Origin of the sequence: Pseudomonas sp. W5-01, assembly GCF_046540435.1 — a bacterium.
GTDB classification, from domain to species: Bacteria; Pseudomonadota; Gammaproteobacteria; order Pseudomonadales; family Pseudomonadaceae; genus Aquipseudomonas; species Aquipseudomonas graminis_B.
This window is the reverse complement of record NZ_JAXCIP010000002.1, coordinates 130,082-148,778: the sequence shown is the minus strand read 5'-3', so window position 1 is coordinate 148,778 and position 18,697 is coordinate 130,082. Positions and strand designations below refer to the sequence as shown.

At 60.1% G+C, this 18,697-nt stretch carries 17 protein-coding genes; all 17 read right to left on the bottom strand.

Annotated elements, in window-relative coordinates; translation table 11 throughout:
* Window positions 1–20: 20 nt before the first annotated feature.
* Window positions 21–1,730 (bottom strand): fused response regulator/phosphatase, encoded by a 1,710-nt coding sequence (locus SLW75_RS06040; protein ID WP_065987297.1) that lies wholly within the window; start codon window positions 1,728–1,730, stop codon window positions 21–23.
* Window positions 1,730–2,044 carry an STAS domain-containing protein gene (locus tag SLW75_RS06035; RefSeq protein WP_065987296.1) on the bottom strand — a complete coding sequence of 105 codons (315 nt, stop codon included), beginning with the start codon at window positions 2,042–2,044 and terminating at the stop codon, window positions 1,730–1,732. Before SLW75_RS06035 ends, SLW75_RS06040 begins: the two co-directional genes overlap by 1 nt.
* A gap of 755 nt (window positions 2,045–2,799) precedes the next feature.
* Window positions 2,800–3,249, bottom strand: a complete 450-nt coding sequence (gene fliJ, locus SLW75_RS06030) for a flagellar export protein FliJ (protein WP_065987295.1) — start codon at window positions 3,247–3,249, stop codon at window positions 2,800–2,802.
* Window positions 3,250–3,255: 6 nt separating this feature from the next.
* Entirely contained in the window at window positions 3,256–4,614 is a 1,359-nt protein-coding gene (gene fliI, locus SLW75_RS06025; protein ID WP_065987294.1) for a flagellar protein export ATPase FliI, read from the bottom strand.
* Window positions 4,604–5,419 (bottom strand): flagellar assembly protein FliH, encoded by an 816-nt coding sequence (gene fliH / locus SLW75_RS06020; RefSeq protein WP_410933899.1) that lies wholly within the window; start codon window positions 5,417–5,419, stop codon window positions 4,604–4,606. Before fliH ends, fliI begins: the two co-directional genes overlap by 11 nt.
* Before the next feature lie 15 nt (window positions 5,420–5,434).
* Window positions 5,435–6,451 carry a flagellar motor switch protein FliG gene (fliG, locus tag SLW75_RS06015; RefSeq protein WP_065987292.1) on the bottom strand — a complete coding sequence of 339 codons (1,017 nt, stop codon included), beginning with the start codon at window positions 6,449–6,451 and terminating at the stop codon, window positions 5,435–5,437.
* On the bottom strand, window positions 6,444–8,231 hold the full coding sequence (fliF, locus tag SLW75_RS06010; protein WP_410933898.1) for a flagellar basal-body MS-ring/collar protein FliF: 1,788 nt from the start codon (window positions 8,229–8,231) through the stop codon (window positions 6,444–6,446). The genes fliG and fliF overlap by 8 nt, the downstream gene beginning before the upstream one ends.
* Window positions 8,232–8,245: 14 nt before the next feature.
* Window positions 8,246–8,575, bottom strand: a complete 330-nt coding sequence (gene fliE / locus SLW75_RS06005) for a flagellar hook-basal body complex protein FliE (protein WP_065987290.1) — start codon at window positions 8,573–8,575, stop codon at window positions 8,246–8,248.
* Between the two features lie 317 nt (window positions 8,576–8,892).
* Window positions 8,893–10,299, bottom strand: a complete 1,407-nt coding sequence (locus SLW75_RS06000) for a sigma-54-dependent transcriptional regulator (protein WP_410933897.1) — start codon at window positions 10,297–10,299, stop codon at window positions 8,893–8,895.
* On the bottom strand, window positions 10,296–11,561 hold the full coding sequence (locus tag SLW75_RS05995; RefSeq protein WP_410933896.1) for a sensor histidine kinase: 1,266 nt from the start codon (window positions 11,559–11,561) through the stop codon (window positions 10,296–10,298). Before SLW75_RS05995 ends, SLW75_RS06000 begins: the two co-directional genes overlap by 4 nt.
* 139 nt (window positions 11,562–11,700) lie before the next feature.
* Window positions 11,701–13,176: a sigma-54 dependent transcriptional regulator gene (locus tag SLW75_RS05990; protein ID WP_065987287.1), complete on the bottom strand. Its 1,476-nt coding sequence runs from the start codon at window positions 13,174–13,176 to the stop codon at window positions 11,701–11,703.
* A 171-nt stretch (window positions 13,177–13,347) separates the two neighbouring features.
* A complete protein-coding gene (gene fliT / locus SLW75_RS05985) occupies window positions 13,348–13,644 on the bottom strand; it encodes a flagellar protein FliT (RefSeq protein WP_065987286.1) in 297 nt (98 codons plus the stop codon).
* A gap of 11 nt (window positions 13,645–13,655) precedes the next feature.
* Entirely contained in the window at window positions 13,656–14,051 is a 396-nt protein-coding gene (gene fliS, locus SLW75_RS05980; RefSeq protein WP_296309079.1) for a flagellar export chaperone FliS, read from the bottom strand.
* A 120-nt stretch (window positions 14,052–14,171) separates the two neighbouring features.
* Entirely contained in the window at window positions 14,172–15,602 is a 1,431-nt protein-coding gene (fliD, locus tag SLW75_RS05975; RefSeq protein WP_410933895.1) for a flagellar filament capping protein FliD, read from the bottom strand.
* A 78-nt stretch (window positions 15,603–15,680) separates the two neighbouring features.
* Complete coding sequence (locus tag SLW75_RS05970) at window positions 15,681–16,070, bottom strand: flagellar protein FlaG (protein WP_410934360.1); 390 nt, start codon at window positions 16,068–16,070, stop codon at window positions 15,681–15,683.
* A 73-nt stretch (window positions 16,071–16,143) separates the two neighbouring features.
* Window positions 16,144–16,995, bottom strand: coding sequence for a flagellin domain-containing protein (locus SLW75_RS05965; RefSeq protein ID WP_192174134.1), 852 nt, complete (start codon window positions 16,993–16,995; stop codon window positions 16,144–16,146).
* A 298-nt stretch (window positions 16,996–17,293) separates the two neighbouring features.
* Window positions 17,294–18,430, bottom strand: coding sequence for a flagellin (locus tag SLW75_RS05960; RefSeq protein WP_410933894.1), 1,137 nt, complete (start codon window positions 18,428–18,430; stop codon window positions 17,294–17,296).
* Between the last annotated feature and the right edge of the window lie 267 nt (window positions 18,431–18,697).

The following is an 18,697-nucleotide window of genomic DNA, read 5'->3' as shown; positions in this document are numbered from 1 at the left end:
CCTTGATCAAGACGCGCGGATTATGCCAGACCCTCCCACGCAAATTCCACGCTGGCCGTCCGCCCCTCATCGGACCACTGGCAGCGGTCGCTGAGCTGCCGGACCAGCGCAAGGCCGCGCCCGGACAATTGGGTGACCGCAGGCGGCAGCGCCAGCACCCGATCGGAATCGAAACCCGCACCGCTGTCCTGCACCCGCACTGTCAGGCGACCGCCCTCGCCGTCCGGGACGATCTGGAAATCGATGCGGATAAAACCCTCCACCAGACAATCCAGGCGTTCGGCGCGCTGCTGGTAGTAAAGCCCAAAACCTGCGGCGTCGCGCTTCAACGCCGAGTCGAGCCCGAGCACGCCGTGTTCCAGCGCATTGCTGTACAGCTCCGACAGCACGATATACAGCTCGCTGCTCTGCATGCGCAAGCCATGGACTTCCTGCAGCAGTTGCAGCAGATAAGGCAGGGGATTGAAGCGCTTGAGCGTTGCCGCGCGGTACTCGAACGAAGCGCACCAATCCAGCGGACTGGAATCGCCGCTGTCGGTATAAATGACCGAGGGCGGGCCGAGCAAGTCAGGCTCGGTGAATGCCACCTCGACCATGCTCACGTCGTCCCGCGCCTGGCCGCGAAACCGCGCCAGGGCCCACTGCACTTCTTCGATCAGCAGCGCCGGGTTGCGATTGCTCACCAGCACATTTTGCAGACGCCGGGCGCCGAACAGCTCGCCGTCCTGACCGGTGCTGTCGACAACGCCGTCGGACAGCAGAAACACCCGATCCCCCGGCCCGAAGGGATACACCTGGGTGTTGTCGTCGAAACTGCCGGCGCTCAATACACCGAGGGGCACGTTGGCCGAAATCAGCGGCGTGTGCGGCCGGCCATCGCCATGCAGCAGGTAACCATCCGGCAGGCCGCCGTTCCACACCTCGACCAGCTGCTGCTTGAAGTTCAGGCACAGCAGCGCGGCGCAGCAGAACATGTCGACCGGCAGGATGCGTTTGAGCTTGGCGTTCATCTCCCGCAGGGTTTCGGGCAAACCGTACCCTTTGGCGGTCATGCCGTAGAACACCTCGGCCAAGGGCATGGCGCCTACCGCGGCGGGCAAGCCATGGCCGGTGAAATCCCCCAGCAGCAGGTGCATGTTGCCGGACGGCGACCACGCGGCCAGCAGCAGGTCGCCGTTGAACAGCGCGTAGGGCGATTGCAGGTAGCGGATGTTGCGCGAGCTCAGGCACCCGGAGTGGGCAATCTGATCAAACACGGCCTTGGCCACGCGCTGCTCGTTGAGCAGGTATTTATGGTGGCGGGTGATCAGGTCGCGCTGGTGCAGCACAGTTTCCTGCAACACGCGCAGGCGGTTCATGGCGTTGATCTTCGCCGCCAGCACCACTTGGTTGTAGGGCTTGGCAACGAAGTCGTCGCCGCCGGCGTCGAGGCATCGGGCGAGGTCTTCGCCTTCGGTCAGCGACGTCAGGAAGATGATCGGCACCAGCGCGTCACCCGCCAGCGTCTTGATCTGGCGCGCCGCTTCGAAACCGTCCATGACCGGCATCATCGCGTCCATCAGCACCAGTTGCGGCCGCCGACGCTCGAACAGCCCGACGGCTTCGGCGCCGTCACTGGCGGTCAGAACATCATGGCCCTGGCGGCTGACGATGGCGGACAGGAGCATCCGGTCGCTGACGTTGTCATCGGCGATGAGGACCGTCAGGCGATCGGAGGCAGAGGAGATCATCAGGCGGTTATGACTATGTTGAAGAGTTTGGAGAAGTTGGAGATGTCGAGGATTTTCTTGACGTCGTTGTTGCAGTTGACCAGTTGGATATCGGCTCGTTCGCCGCCGGCGTGGTCACGCAGCAGCAGGAGCATGCCCAGCGCGGAGCTGTCGAGGTAGTGGGTGTCTTTCAGGTCGACCTTGTAGCGGCTGGCCTGTTTTTCTTTGGGTTCGTAGGCGCTCCGGAATTCCTGGTGCGTCGAAAAATCGAAGCGTCCTTTGATGGTGATGGTCAGTTCTTGGCCATCGGCGGAGCGTTCGGAGGTTACTGACATTGGCAAATTCCTTGTATGAAACAGCGCCAGATGCTTGAGTTTTAGCAGCCCTTGTGAGGCGTTGCAAATCGTTAGCTTTTACTTGGCGTTTAGGATCAAGAGCGTCCGCCTAACGGCAGACATTTCGCCTTCGGCGAGTTACTTGGAAAAGCACCCCAAGTAACCAAAGGTGCTTGCTCTCGGTTGGGCCCCTCCTTCGTCGGGGTTCCTTCACTCCGGTCTCGCTCCGTGGGCCCGCTGCCATCCGCCATCCATGGCGGGGGGCAGCTCTCGCCGCATCCATGCGGCTCGGCCCACTCCACGAGACCTCCGTTCAGCCTGCACCCAAGTCGCGATTGGCGGTGTTTGGGCTTTCTATGTACGAAAATCAAAAGCAGATCAAAAGCAGATCAAAAGCTTCCCGGCTAAAGCCGGTCCCACTATGTCGTTGTCCTCGCCGTTGCCGTTGCCGTTGCCGTCGCTTTTGCCCTTCCTACGCAAAAAGCCCAGACACCACAAAACGCGACTTGGGTGCAGGCCGAGCGCAGGTTTTGCGCAGTGGGCCGAGCCACATGGATGCGGCGAGAGCGCCGTCAGGACATGGATGTCCGTTCGGCGCGGGCCCACGGAGCAAGACCGGAGCGAGGGAACCCGACGCAGGAGGGCCAAACCAGGAGCAGGCACTTTTGGTTACTTTTAGTGCTTTTTAAAAGTAACTCGCCGAAGGCGAAACAATCTGCCCCCAGGCAGATGCCCTTGATCTTGATCTCAAGCCCTTAAAACTGCTCGGTCCTAGGGAGTCGCTGAACCAACTCATCCAGCAATTTCTGCTCGCGTTTATCTTCCAGCGCGCGCGCCTCATCGATATACCGCTGCACCAACTTACGCAGCCCCTCCACCCGCGCATACGCCTTCTGCCACTCTTCGCGCGCCTTGTTCAAATTATTCTGATGCCACGCCAGACTCTGACGCTGCTGCGCCACCGCCGTCTCCAACTGATTGAGAAAGCGCTGATAATTCATCAGCCACTGACCCGACACCCCGTGGGCGCCCTTGTCGATCCACTGCTGCTGATAATCAGAACGAAATTTATCCAGCTCACCCAACTTGGTTTCAGCCAGCCGCACCTGCCCCTGAAAATGCCCCAGACGCTGGACGGCAGCCTTCTCGACCTTTTCGGCCATCTCGACCACCGGCGCCAGACGGCCTGCGCGACTCAGAGCCATGGCCGATTAACCGCCGGCCTGAGGATTGAAAATCTTCGCCAACTGCTCCTCACTGCTCTGCATGCTCTCGTTCTCCTGCAAGCCCTGGCGCAAATACTTCACCAGCTGCGGCTGCAGCGAAATCGCCAGATCCGTCTCGCGATCCCCGCCGGCCACGTACGCGCCGACACTGATCAAATCGCGGCTCTGCTGATAGCGCGACCACAACTGCTTGAAATACTGCGCCTGCACCATGTGCTGCGGATCGACCACAGAAGGCATTACCCGGCTGATCGACGCTTCGATATCGATGGCCGGGTAATGGCCTTCTTCGGCCAGCCGCCGCGACAGCACGATGTGGCCGTCGAGCACGCCCCGGGCCGAGTCAGCGATCGGGTCCTGCTGGTCGTCGCCTTCGGACAAGACGGTGTAGAACGCGGTGATCGAGCCACCGCCCGCCTCGGCGTTACCGGCGCGCTCCACCAGCTTGGGCAGCTTGGCGAACACCGACGGTGGATACCCTTTGGTCGCAGGCGGCTCGCCGATGGCCAGGGCGATTTCCCGCTGGGCCTGGGCGAAACGCGTCAGCGAATCCATCAGCAACAGGACGTTCTTGCCCTTGTCGCGAAAATACTCGGCGATGCGCGTGCAATACATCGCGGCGCGCAGACGCATCAACGGCGCATCATCCGCCGGAGAGGCCACGACGACCGAACGCTTGAGGCCCTCCTCGCCCAGGCTGTGCTCGATGAACTCCTTCACCTCGCGGCCCCGTTCGCCGATCAGCCCGACGACGATGATGTCGGCCTCGGTGAAGCGGGTCATCATCCCCAGCAGCACACTCTTGCCCACGCCGGTGCCGGCGAACAGGCCCAGACGCTGGCCGCGCCCGACCGTCAACAAACCGTTGATGCAGCGAATGCCCACGTCAAGCGGCTGGCTGATGGGGTTGCGCTTGAGCGGGTTAATGGTCGGGCCGTCCATCGGCACCCAGTCTTCGGCTTTCATCCCGCCCTTGCCGTCGAGAGGACGACCGGCGCCGTCGAGGACGCGGCCGAGCATGGTCATGCCCATCGGCAGACGGCCGGTGTCCGGCAGCGGCACGACGCGGGCGCCGGGCGCAATGCCGGAGACGCTGCCGACCGGCATCAGGAACACCTTGCTGCCGGCAAAACCCATGACTTCGGCTTCAACTTCGACCGGGTGATGACTGCCGTCATTGATCACCATGCAACGGCTGCCCATGGCGGCGCGCAGGCCCTCGGCTTCGAGGGTCAGGCCGACCATGCGCAACAGCCGTCCTTCGACGATCGGCTGCGTAGGCAGGGAGATCGCGTCAGGGTACGTGCTCAGGCGCTTGGCGAAACTGGTGCGTTCAAGGCGCATCGACAGCACCCAGTGGGTAAGTGGTTTTCTCGGCGCTCTGGAGCGCCTCTTCCAGTTCGATCGTCACATCGGGCGGCGCCGGGTGCAGGGCCTGCTCGTGCAACTGGTCGAACATCTTGCCAAGGGCCTGACTGATTCGCGCCTCGACCGTGGCGTCGATGCGGCTGTGCTCACTCTCGACCCGGCAACCACCCGGCTGCAGCGTCTCATCCTCGAGAATGCGCCAGGTTTCTTCGTGACGCTCGCGCATGGCCTTGACCAACGCGAAGTCCTGCGGATTGACCAGAATACGCACGTTGGCCGCGCCCATCGGCAGCAGCCGCAAGGCTTCGCGCAGCACCGTGCCGATCTGGGTGGAGTCGGTTTTGAGCTCGCGCTGAATGACCTGGCGGACCACATGCTCGACCAGCGACACCATCGATTTCTCGATCTGCGCATCCTGGTCGGCGATGGGTTCGAACAGATGCCCCATGAGGACTTCCATGCTGTCCAGCTTGGCCGCCAGCGCCACTTCCGCTTCCTGACGAACCTTGAGCTGAGTGCTGTGAAAACCCTCTTTTTCGCCGATGGCAAACCCCTCGTTGTAGGCGTCCTGACGGATGCTTTCCAACTCTTCCAGGGTCATCGGCTGGACTTCTTCCAGCGGTACTTCTTCGCTTTCGGCGAGCTCGGCTTCCTCGATAACCGGTTCCGGCTCGGGTGCTTCCACGTGCGGGTCGAAGCTGGGCAAGGCCCAGACGTCGATCCCGCGCAAATCCTGGGCGCGGATGAGCTCACTGGGTGGTGCTTTATCGGAGCTGGACATCAACGGCACCTACGCTTAAATCATTTCCTCGCCACCTTTGCCGCCAAGAACGATCTCCCCGGCCTCCGCCATACGACGGGCAATGGTGAGAATTTCTTTCTGGGCGCCTTCCACATCGCTGACGCGAACCGGGCCTTTGGCTTCCAGGTCGTCGCGCAGCAGTTCGGCGGCACGTTTGGACATGTTCTTGAAAATCTTTTCTTTGATGGCGTCGTCCGAGCCCTTCAGTGCCAGTACCAGCACATCGGAGGAGACTTCGCGCAGCAAGGCCTGAATCCCGCGGTCGTCGACGTCGGACAGGTTGTTGAAGACAAACATGAGGTCTTCGATCTGCGTCGACAGGTCTTCGTCCACTTCGCGGATCGAATCCATGAGCTGGCCTTCGATCGAGCTGTCGAGGAAGTTCATGATATCCGCCGCACGCTTGATACCGCCCAGGGTAGTACGCGATGTGTTGGCGTTGCCCGAGAACTGCTTCTCGAGGATCTGGTTCAATTCTTTCAGCGCCGCCGGCTGCACGGTGTTCAACGACGACACGCGCAGGATGATGTCCAGGCGCACTTTGTGGTCGAAGTGGCTCAGCACTTCACCGGCCTGATCGGCGTCCAGGTAGGCGACGACGATGGCTTGAATCTGCGGGTGCTCGAAACGGATGACGTCGGCCACCGCGCGCGGTTCCATCCACTTCAGGCTATCGAGACCGCTGGTGTTGCCGCCCAGCAGAATCCGGTCGATCAGGCCGTTGGCCTTGTCCTCGCCCAGTGCCTGGGTGAGCATCTTGCGGATGTAGCCGTCCGAGCCGATGCCGACACCGGTCTGATCGCCGACCACGTCGACGAACTCGCTCATCACCTGTTCGACCTGCTCGCGGTGCACATTGCGCATCTGCGCCATGGCCACGCCCACCCGTTGAACCTCTTTGGGTCCCATGTGACGCAAGACCTGCGCGGCGTCCGTCTCACCCAGGGTGAGGAGCAGAATCGCGGCCTTGTCCACGCGGGTCAATTTAAGTGCAGCAGCTCTATCACTCATCAGCGTTGATCCACTCTTTGACGACCTGGGCTACACGCGCCGGATCCTCGGCCACAAGGCTCTTGATTGCGTTGAGCTGTGCGTCATAACCCTCGGTAGGGCTCGGCAACAGAATACTTTGCGGACCGCCCAGACTGACGCGGTCGTTTGCCAATTCACCGTCCATCCCGACCATGCCGCCCAGCTCGGAGTCGCCGTCGAGGCGCTTGCCTTGCGGATTGGTGATGCCCTTGAGCACCGGACGGAGCACACCGAACACCAGCACCAGGATGAACAGCACGCCCATGGCCTGTTTGACGATGTCCCAGAACCACGACTGCGAATAGAACGGAATATCCGGGATGACTTCGCCGCGATCGGTGGAGAACGGCACGTTGATCACGCTGACGCTGTCGCCACGGCTGGCATCGAAGCCAACGGCGTCCTGCACCAGACGGGTGAAGCGCGCCAGTTGCTCGGCGGTCCACGGCACCATGGTGGTTTCGCCATTGGCCGGGTTGACCTTGACCTGATCATCGACCACCACGGCGACCGACAGGCGATTGACCTTGCCCTGCTGCTGCTTGGTGTGGCTGATGGAACGGTCGAGCTCGAAGTTCTTGGTCGACTGGTTACGCTTGTCCGCCGGGTACGGCGCCAGCATCGGCTGACCGGTGGCCGGGTCCATGATCTGTTGGCCGTTGGCGTCGAGCAGCGGTTGGCCCGGGGCGATGGCGCCTGCGGCTCCGGCAGCACCGGCAGCACCGGCGGCGGCGTTCTGTGGCGCCGTTGCCGGGCCTGGCGGCTGGTTGCTCAGCGCACCGGGTACGCCCCCTGAACCGCTGCTGCTGGAGCGCTGTTCGTTGACCGTCTGCTCACTGCGCAGCGCAGGCGTGTCCGGGTTGAAGCTTTCGGCGGTGGACTCGACGGCGCTGAAATCAACGTCTGCCGACACTTCTGCCTTGTAGCGGTCATTGCCCAGCACCGGCTGCAGAATGTTCTGCACACGCTGAGTCAGCATGCTTTCCATGCGGCGGGTGTAATCGAATTGCTTGCCGGCCATGGACAGCTCGGAGTTCTCGGCCTGATCGGAGAGCAGGTTGCCCTTCTGATCGACGACAGAAATCTGCGACTTGTTCAGTTCCGGGACGCTGGTGGCGACCAGGTTCATGATCGCCAGCACCTGACCCGGCTCCAGCGAACGACCGGCATACAGCTCAACCAGAATCGAAGCGCTGGGCTTGCGATCGTCACGCACGAACACCGAGCTCTTCGGAATCGCCAGGTGAACGCGAGCGCCCTTGACGTTGTTCAGGCTTGAGATGGTCCGCGCCAGTTCGCCTTCCAGGCCACGACGGTAACGAGTGGCCTCCATGAACTGGCTGGTCCCCAGGCCTTGATCCTTGTCGAGGATTTCGAAACCGACGTTGCCGTCGGTCTGGGCGATACCGGCACCCGCCAGCTTGATGCGGGCACGGGACAGGTCCTCGGACTTCACCAGCAGCGCGCCGGAATTGGGCTCGACGGTGTAGGGAATGTCGGCCTGGGCCAACGTGTCCATGACCTGCTTGGTATCGACACCCGACAGGCTGCCATAGAGCGGCTTGTAATCGGGCTGCTGCGACCAAAGCACGACGGCAAAACCAATCGCCACGCTGGCAGCCAGACCGACCATGAGGCCGACCTGACGCAGCATGGTCATCTCGGAGAGATTTTGCAGGAAGGCCAGCCCGAACATTGGCGGCTTGCTTCCTGGCGCACCCGTTTTGGCGGGTACGTTATCGACGACGGCTTCGGCCATGACTTAAATCGTCCTCAAACCGGCATTTGCATGATGTCTTGGTACGCCTGAACCAGCTTGTTGCGTACCTGGGTCAGCGCCTGAAACGACACGCTGGCTTTCTGCGAGGAGATCATCACGTCGGTGAGGTCCACGCCGCTCTTGCCCATCTCGAAAGCGGTCGACAGCTGATTCGACGCCTGCTGGGTGTCGTTGACCTTGTTCACCGCCATGCCGAGCATGTCAGCGAAACTGCTCGCACCGGCCTGTTCTGGCGCTGCGATGGCCTTGGGCTGAGCCATGGCGTCCATCTGCATGGAGCGCATGTCCAACATCAAGCGATTAAATTCAACACCTTGGGTCATGACGTTTCTCTCAAAAGGGCCGCAAATTTTTGACACGGATTCAGCGGTTACCTAAGCATTAGCAACAAGGGTGCCAGACCAATAGCGGCGATATGCCACGTTTGATGAAAGTGTTCGGATGGGTATTTAAACGGATACGTAAACGAAGAGGCGCTTCACGCATTGACACCGCGCGATGCCCTATCAGGCGCAGTCCCTGCGGGAGTGAGCTTGCTCACGAAGACGGCATCACACTCTCTGGAAAATCAGCAGGTTGTCGAATATCTGTCGTCAGCTCCAGTCAGGCAGGCATCCATCTCACCGACACGCGCGCCTGCTCAGGATGCAAACAGAAACCCTTCGACATCCATCCCCGCATCACGCATCTGCGCCAGCTTGTAGCGCAACGTACGCGGGCTGATACCGAGGCGTTCGGCGGCCTCTTTGCGACGGCCACGCTCGGCACGAAGGGTGTCGATGATCATCTGGAACTCACGGCGACGCAGGTCTTCACCCAGGGCGCCCGCCCCTTCCCCGCTGCTCGCCTCGGGCGACGCTTCCATGGCGCCAGTCGCAACTGGCACCACCAGAGGCGTCGGCGCGGCGGCGAAGGTTACCGGGCCGGCCAGGCAGAAATCCTCAGCCTGAATGACACCGCCCTGCTGCAGGATCAGCGCCCGCTGCACGGCGTTATCCAGCTCGCGAACATTGCCAGGCCACGCATAGCTGATCAGACACGCCTGCGCCTCGGCCGACAGCCGCACCGGGGCATGCTTCATTTTATTGACGTGTTTGGCCAACAGACGCTCGGCCAGCGGCAGAATGTCGGCGGGACGCTGGCGCAAGGATTGCCACGCGAGCGGGAACACCGAGAGACGGTAAAAAAGGTCTTCGCGAAAGCGCCCTGCGGCCACTTCGCCCGCCAGATCGCGGTTGGTGGTCGCCAGCACGCGGATGTCCAGTTCGATGGGCTTGCGCGCACCGACCCGCTCCACTTCCCGCTCCTGCAACACACGCAACAGCTTGGCCTGCAGGCCCATGGGCATTTCGGAAATCTCGTCGAGCAGAATGGTGCCGCCTTCGGCCTGCTCGAACTTGCCGGCCTGGGACGCAATGGCACCGGTAAACGAACCCTTCTCGTGGCCGAACAGCGTGGCTTCGAGCATGTTGTCCGGAATCGCCGCGCAGTTGATCGCGATGAAAGGCTTGCCGGCGCGGGGCGATTGCTCATGAATGAAACGCGCCAGCACTTCTTTACCGGTGCCGGACTCGCCTGAAATCAACACCGTCGAATCACTCTTCGCCACGCGGCTGGCGAGGCTGAGCAATTGCACGCTGGCAGGCTCGACCGCAATCGGACCCTCGCCATCGGCCGGGCCGAGGCGGCCCAGTGCATGGCGAGCCACCAACGCCAGCAACGCCTTGGGCTCGAAGGGCTTGACCATGTAATCAGCCGCGCCCTGACGCATCGCCTCCACGGCGCGGTCCACCGTGCCATGGGCCGTCATCAACAGCACCGGCAACTGGGGGTAGCGGCTGCGCAACTGGCCGAGCAATTGGTGGCCGTCCATGCCGGGCATATTGACGTCACTGACCACCAGGCTGAACGGCGAATCGGCAGCGGCAACTAACGCCTCTTCCGCCGACCCGACCGCCTGATAGGCATGGCCGGCCAGCGCCAGGGTTTCGCCCAGCGCTTCACGCAGAGAAGGGTCGTCCTCGACCAGCAGCACCTTGATGCTCATGAGCGCTCACCTGAAGCAATCGTCAACGGACCGGCCTCACTGCCAGTGGACGGCTCAATCCCGGCCCCCGGAACCAGAGGCAGCGACACGATGGCGCAGGTGCCACGACCCGGACGCGAGCGGAATTCGACACGGCCCTGATGCGCCCGCGCCACCGCAGTGACAACGGCCAGACCCAGGCCGGTGCCGGTGGTTTTGGTGGTGAAGAAGGGCTCGCCGATGCGGGCCAGGGCCGCCGGCTCGATGCCGCTGCCACTGTCGCTGATACACAGACGTAGCGTATTGCCGCGGTTGTACGCATGAATCTTGATGCGCCGCCGCCCGTCACGCTGGCCGGCACTGGCCTGGACGGCATTTTCGATAAGGTTGAGCAGCGCGCCGACCAGCGTGTCGCGGTTGCACAGCAATTCCCCCGCCGGGCTGTCGCACTGCCAGCGCACGGCCACGTCGCGGACATGGGTCTGGGCGGCGGATTCTAGGGCAGCGACCAGCGCAGTCGGCGTCACCCGATCGGTCAGCGGCAGTTCGCCACGAGCAAACACCAGCATGTCGCGGACCTGATGCTCGAGCTCGTGCAGGCGCTCCTTGAGCCGGCCGGCGAAGCGCTGTTGGGTCTCGACGTTCAACGCCTGCTCGGCCAGATGGCTGGCGTAAATCATGGCGGCGGACAGCGGCGTGCGGATCTGATGGGCCAGTGATGCGACCATGCGCCCCAGGGACGACAAGCGCTCATGACGCGCCAGCTGACTTTGCAGATGGCGGGTTTCGGTCAGGTCATTAAGCAGCACCAGCTGGCCCGGCTCGGCGTCCAGGGAACGGGTGGCAATGGACAGCCGGCGCCCGTCCTTCAGGGAGATTTCGTGGCCGTCGTCTTCGCGCGGGGCAAAGCAGCGGGCGATGACGTGCCGCCAGAGCATGCCGATCAACGGTTCGCCCAGCAGATCCAGCGCGGCAGGATTGGCCTCACGGACCCTGCCGGTGCCGTCGATCACGATGACACCGCCGGGCAGCAGGTCGAGCAGGTTTTGAAGGCGGTTCGCCAGACGCTCTTTCTCAGCAAGCTCCTCCATGCGCTGGGCGCTGACCACGGCCAGCTCGCCCTTGAGCTCGGTGACCCGTGCTTCCAGCAGGCCGTAGGAATCGGTGAGCTGAGTCGACATCTGGCTGAACAGCGCGAAGGCCTGTTCAAGCCCTTGCCTGCTCGCCACTTCCGGGGACTGCTGCACTAACGAACCAATGGATGAACCGGGTTCGGAAGACATCTGAGCGGCCTGGGGCATAGTTGATCTCTCGGGTAGCGAACCGTCAGTAAACGGTATGTTCCCAGAGACATAGCAATCCTCGTGCCGAAAAAAAACCGCTGAGAAATCAGCGGTTTATTTTTGACGCGTCAAACGACAGTCAGTCGTCGACCTGCTCGTCGCCTTCGCGGCGGCTCATGCCGTACTTGCGCATTTTTTCCACCAGCGTGGTGCGGCGGATGCGCAAACGTTCGGCGGCGCGTGCCACGATCCCGTTGGCATCGTCCAGCGCCTGCTGGATCAAGCCCTGCTCCAGACCGCCGAGGTAGTCCTTCAAGTCCAGACCTTCAGGCGGCAGCAAGGCGCTGCTGGCGAAGTTCGGCGTATGGCCGTTGATGGCCACGCGCTCTTCCAGATCGCTGCGCAGGCTGTCGACCAGTTGCTCGTCTTCGTCGTCGACGTAGCGGAATTTTTTCGGCAGCTCCGAGACACCGATGACACCGTACGGGTGCATGATCGCCATGCGCTCGACGAGGTTGGCAAGCTCACGAACGTTGCCGGGCCAGCCGTGACGACACAGCGACATGATGGCGGCGGAGTTGAAGCGAATCGAACCGCGCTTCTCGTGTTCCATGCGCGAGATCAGCTCGTTCATCAGCAGCGGAATGTCTTCCACACGCTCACGCAGCGGCGCCATTTCGATCGGGAACACGTTGAGGCGGTAGTAGAGATCCTCGCGGAAACTGCCGATCACGATCATGTCTTCAAGATTTTTGTGCGTCGCGGCAATGATGCGCACATCAACGCTCTGGGTCTTGTTGCTGCCCACGCGCTCGAAGGTGCGCTCCTGCAGGACGCGCAGCAGCTTGACCTGCATCGGCAGCGGCATGTCGCCGATTTCATCGAGAAATAGCGTGCCGCCGTTGGCCAGTTCGAAGCGCCCTGCCCGGCTGGTGATGGCGCCGGTGAAAGCACCCTTCTCGTGGCCGAACAGTTCGCTTTCGAGCAACTCGGCCGGAATCGCGCCACAGTTGACGGGCACGAACGGCGCATCGCGGCGCTTGGAATGGTAATGCAGGTTACGGGCGACGACTTCCTTGCCGGTCCCGGACTCACCGAGGATCAGCACGCTGGCGTCGGTGTCGGCGACCTGCTGCATCATCTGCCGGACGTGCTGAATGGCACGGCTGGTGCCGACGAGGCTGCGGAAAAGATTGGGTTCGCGCTGACGCCCACGTTCACGGGCCTGGTCGTACATCTCGCGATAGACCTGGGCACGGTGCAAGGAATCCAGCAGTTTGCTGTAGCTGGGCGGCATCTCGACGGTGGAGAGGACCCGGCGACGCAGATCGTCCGCCAGTTCGGACGAGGAGTTCTCGCCCATCAGCAGGACCGGGAGAAACTCGTCCCACGCGGCCACGGTTTTGAGCAGGCCTTGAAGGCTGCCCGGGGCGTTCACGCTGCCGACCAGCACGCACAGCACTTCTCGGGTAGAGGTCAGCGAACCCACGACTTGCTGCCAGTCTGTGCTGGAGCAGGACAGGTTCTCATCACCCAGAAAATTCAGAATCACCGCCATGTCACGGCGGCGCTGGCTATCGTCATCGATCAGCAGGATTTTGATTTCACGCCACATGCAATAGCAACTTCCCTAGTCAACTCGATGCCCGATCACGGGCAAGCTTTGGCTTTTGTTTCGTCCGTTGAGACGTGTCAATCACCAGAAATTAGTGAACTTCACTAGTTAAGTCAAAAATCCGTACACAGTCAATTTTATGGCGTACATATTTTGGCTACCGACCAAGTGTCAACCGAACAGATGGTAAACCTTTGCCGCGCTTTTCGCTCGCTGGATCTGGGACATTTCGTCGACGATCGCCTGACGTTCGCCCACAGCGACGTCGATAAGCTTGCGATAGACGCCTAGCAGCTCTTCCAGATTTGTTCGCAACTCAGGCTCATCGTTGCTCGCCTGACTGATGACTTCATCGACGCAGGCCCGGCAGGCCATATCGAGCTGGCCGATTGCCTCCCAGTCACGCTGCTCGAGGGCATCGACCAAGGCTTCACGGGTTTCTTCGATTCGCTTGAGTGCAACGCTCATGGGGTTCTCCTTCAGAGCACGGGTTGCTGATCGCCGATCGCATCCCAGCCTTCCTTGACCGTGATCAGCAGGCCGCTGACTTCGTCGAGGATCTTCGGATCGGATTTGATGTTCGCTTCTGCGAGACGCTTCATCAGGTAGACGTAGAGGTTGTCGACGTGGGCCAGGGCTTCAGCCTGTTTTTCCATGTCCAAGCCTTCGCGCAGCCCACCGATAATTTCAATTGCCTTGCCAATCAACAGCCCTTTGGCGGGGATGTCCTTGCGCTCGATGGCGCCCTTGGCCTGGGCGATACGGTCCAGGCCGGCTTCCATCAGCATCTGCACCAGACGGTGTGGCGTGGCCACGGCGGTCTGGGCTTGTGAGTTGACCTTCTGATACTGCCGAAGGGCTGCCATACGGTTCATTGTCTTACCTCGCGCAACGAAGTTTCTATAGTGAGGGTATCGACACGGCCCAGGAAAACTTTAAGGCCAGATGCCAAAAACCCGGCACTGGGAGCCGGGTCTTGATCAAGTCGTCAACGGTCAGCCACTTTGCTGGGCATTGAGCGAGTCGAAGAACGAGGTAATGCTTGTCGCGGAGGCTTTCAACTGCCCCACCAGCAAGTCCATCGCGTTGTATTTGGCAGTCAGGGTGGCGGTCAGGGTCGTCACACGCAGGTCAAGCGCCGTCTGCTGGTTCTGCAGATCAGTCTGCTGCTTGTTAAGGCTGCTGGTGCGCGTGTCGAAAATACCGCCGGTCTGGGTGTACGGCGTGATGGCAGCCTTCATCCGAGACAGCAAGCCGTTGGTGCTGTCTGTGCCGCTGAAGAGCTGCTGCACGTCGCCCGCAAGGCCTTGATCCATCGCAGCGGTGAACTTCTTGGCATCGAGGCTGAGCGTACCGTCGGACTGTCCGGTGGTAATACCCAATTGGGAGAGCACGGAAATACCGCCAGGTGCTCCTGAAGTTACCAATTGATCGCGAATCGCTGAAAGAATCGAGCGCGGCAACGCATCGCCGGTCAATGCCGCCGGGGTTACTGTTGCCCCAGTGGTTTTATCCGGGGTGTCGCTGACCGTCGCTTTGGTGACGCTGGACACGGCTTTGACGACGTTGTTGTAGGCATCCACGAAGGTTTGCAGCGAGGCCTTGAGGCCATCGTTGTTCGCCGACACCGTCACAGTCGAAGGACCCGTCCCCCCCACCAGTGTCATGGACACGCCGCCGAGGCTCTTGTCGATGGTGTTGCTGGCGCTGGTGATGGTCAGGCCGTTGACCGTCAGGCTAGCGTCGACAGCTTGCTTATCGATGTAGCCGGCGCTGGTGGTGCTTTTCGGGTCAAGCGCAGCGCCGGCGACAATGTTGAATTCGCTGGACGTCGTGCTGGAGGCCGTGATGTCCGTGCCCTTGCCCGTCACCGTGGAGCTGAATACCAGGCGTGAGCCGTTGTCATCGGTGATGATGTTGGCGCTGATGTTCGACGTCGCGGATTGCGCATTGATCTGCTTGGCGACCGACGCCAGCGTAGCGCCGGACGGAATGGTGATCTTGGTGTCAATGCCATTTTGAGTGAGGGTCAAATCGCCACTCGGAATAGCACTGGTGGTCCCGCCTGAGAACGAAGCGCTCGCGACACTGGAGCTTGTGGCGAGGTTGCCTACTTTGATGGTGTAAGTACCGGGCACGGCCGAGTTGTCGGACGTAACGGTGAGCATGCTGGCGTCAGACGCTTTTGCCGCATAACCGGCGAACGCAGGGGTGTCGGTCTTGCCGAGGTTGGTCAGTGCGGTCTGAAATGCGGTCATCGCACTTGTCAGCGTGCCAATGCCGGAGATTTTCGTGGTGACCAGTTTGGTCTGGGTGGTGATCTGGGTTTGCTTCGCGAGCTTGTCGGAGTTGACCAGCGCGGTAACAATCTCACCGATTGCCAGGCCCGAGCCGAGGCCGGTGGAAGGGGTAATAGGACTAGCCATGTGAGTCTCCTTTCAGTTGTAGTCGGCATTTTGACGAGCACGCAATGCCACACGCATAGCGTTCACGTTTCATGCCATTTAAACTTTCGCGTCGAACAACAGGCTGTTTGCATTCTTCAGGCTGTCAGCGAGCTTCAACGCTTCGGCAGACGGCAATTGCCGCACCACTTCACCGGTTTCCGTAGCGATCACTTTGACCACCACTTTCCCCGACTTGTCGTCAATGGAGAATTCCAGGTTGCGATGAACCGACTGGAAGAACTTTTCCATTTGCTTGACGGCCGCTTGCAGCTCTTCGGTTTTCTTTTCGGGATCTGAGTCTTTACTTGTCGATGTGCCTGACGGCGATGACGCAGCCGGAGCAGGAACGACTTGAGGCGCCACGGCTGGCTTGTCAGCAACCACAGGCACCGCGGGCAACGACTGGACCATTGAATAAGACAAATTCAGCCTGTTACTTATGTCCATGTCCACTCACCTCTTGAAAGTAAAAAGCGGGGGAGCACGCAAGCATACTCCCCCGCCAAAACTCTAGCCGTTATTACTGAAGCAGTTTCAGAACAGCGGATGGCAGCTGGTTAGCCTGGGCCAGAACAGAGGTGGAAGCCTGTTGCAGAGTCTGTTGTTTGGTCAGGTTAGCGGTTTCAGCGGCGAAGTCGGTGTCTTGAACGCGGCCCAGTGCTGCGGTGGCGTTTTCGTTAACGTTTTGCAGGTTGGAGATGGTGCTGGTCAGACGGTTTTGCGCGGCACCGAGGCTCGAGCGGGTGCTGTTGATTGTTGCCAGAGCCGCGTCGATTGCCGAGATAGCGGCGTCGACGTTGGTGTGAGCAGTAGCGTTATCCGCGCCGCTGATCGAAGTAGAGCCGCTTGCAACGCCCAGGGCCGAAGCAGTGAAGCTGCCAGTCAGAACCAAGTCGATGTGGTTCGAAGTACCGGTGTTGGAACCAACTTGCAGGGTTACGGTGCTAGCCGAACCGTCCAGCAGGTTCTTGCCGTTCAGGTTGGTCGAACCGGCGATACGGGTCAGTTCGTCCGACATTTGTGCGTATTCGGAGTCCAGTGCGCCACGGTCAGCAGTACCGTTGGTGTCGTTTCGGGACTGAACAGCCAGTTCACGCATACGCTGCAGAATGTTGGTCGATTCTTGCAGAGCGCCTTCAGCGGTCTGAGCGATCGAGATACCGTCGTTGGCGTTCTTGATGGCAACAGTCTGGCCGCGGATTTGCGAAGTTTCGCGGGTTGCGATCTGCAGGCCGGCTGCGTCGTCTTTAGCGCTGTTGATTTTCAGACCGGAAGACAGACGAGTCATCGAAGTCGACAGTGCATCGGAAGCTTTGGACAGGTTCTTCTGAACAGCCAGGGAAGCTACGTTGGTGTTTACGCCTAAAGCCATGATGAATTCCTCGTGAGTTGTTTGCTGCGGCTATCCGGCCCTGGCAAGCGCCGGGTGTGGCCTAGAGAACCTACGTAATGTTTATCGTCGCGGTTGCCAGGAGCTTGAGGGCTTTTTCAAATTTATTTGCCACCAGAGCGCCACCCCCGCAGTTTGTTGTCCGGGGATACACAGCGTTTCGGCGCAACCCCTGGAAGCTTTAACCTGACCCGGCGATTTGTTAACCAGTTCTCAAAAGAAGGGCGCGCCCTGCGGCGCGCCCGGGTTTTGGTTGCTCCTATCTATAGAGGCGTGTGGGTTATTGCAGCAGCTTGAGGACGGCTGCCGGTAATTGGTTGGCTTGGGCCAGGATGGCGGTAGAGGCTTGCTGAAGGGTCTGTTGCTTGGTGAGCTCGGCGGTTTCGGCGGCGAAATCGACGTCTTCGATCTGACCTCTGGACGCGGTGGCGTTCTTGGTCATGTTCTGGAGGTTTTCGATCGCACTGGTCATCCGATTCTGCTTTGCACCCAGATCGGCACGACCTGAGTTGATCAAACCAATAGCTTTATCAAGAATCTTGACGGTCTCCTCGATATTCTCTATTCGTGCGGGCTTATTGAGCGGATGAAGCTCATCTTTAGCTTGGGTGTCGGAAACCACTTTCTCCGCATCAGCCAGTACCTGTTTTGCGTCAGCCAGAGTTTTCCGGTCGGCATCGGAAGGCGCTGCGATGGCATCAAACGTTTGCTGTGCCGTCGCAAGGTCGATGGTGGCTTTATCCACAGCGTCAGTCATGACGGTAGTCACGGTATTGACGAGATTTCTGAATCCTGTGCCATCAATGGCCAGCGGAGTGTACTCACCTTTAAGCACAGCCTTGGAGCCCGTCGTTGTCGCGTCCGCAAGTACCTCAGCTCGACTCTCCAATGCTGAGAGAATTGACTCAGAGGAAAAATCATCGCTCAACGACAAGGTTATTTTTTCAGTGACGCCAACATTTGCGCCTATTTGGAAACTCAATTCCCCCGCGCTGCCATCCAGCAAATTAAGCTCGGCACCAAACGTAGTTCCCTTGGCTAGACGCGTGACCTCAGCGGTAAGCTGCTGAAATTCGGCATTTAAGGCGCTGCGTTCTTTAGGGCCTTTATCGCCGTTGGCGGCCTGCACCGCTAGATCTCGCATACGTTGAAGATTATTGAGCGATTTATCCATTGCCCCTTCAGCAGTTTGAATAATCGAAATCGCCGCCCCGGCATTGCGCGTCGCCACAGTAAGACCGCGAATCTGGGTGGTCAGACGCGTCGCAAGTTGCATACCCGCAGCATCGTCTTTTGCAGTATTTATCCGCAGCCCTGAAGACAGGCGGGTCATGGCGGTACTCAGTAAGTCCGAGGACCTGTTCAAGTTCCGCTGAACAGACAGCGACGCAATATTGGTATTTACGGTTAAAGCCATTTTTAGTTCCCTCGTTGATAGAAACGGAGAGTTCTCTGATATCGGGGAAGTCCATTTCTCCCGGAGAACCTACCTACTCGCTATCGACAAAGACATACATCGCTTTAGCTCTAAAATTCGCGTTTCAGCAACTTTCGAAAATGCCATCACTACACATGTAGGGCAATTAATTACCTAAACGAAGGTAATCATAGTAAAAACTGTTTTTTGAATTTTTCTGATAAAAAAATCACAAGCCACTCAATTTGACTACCCACTGCAACCTGA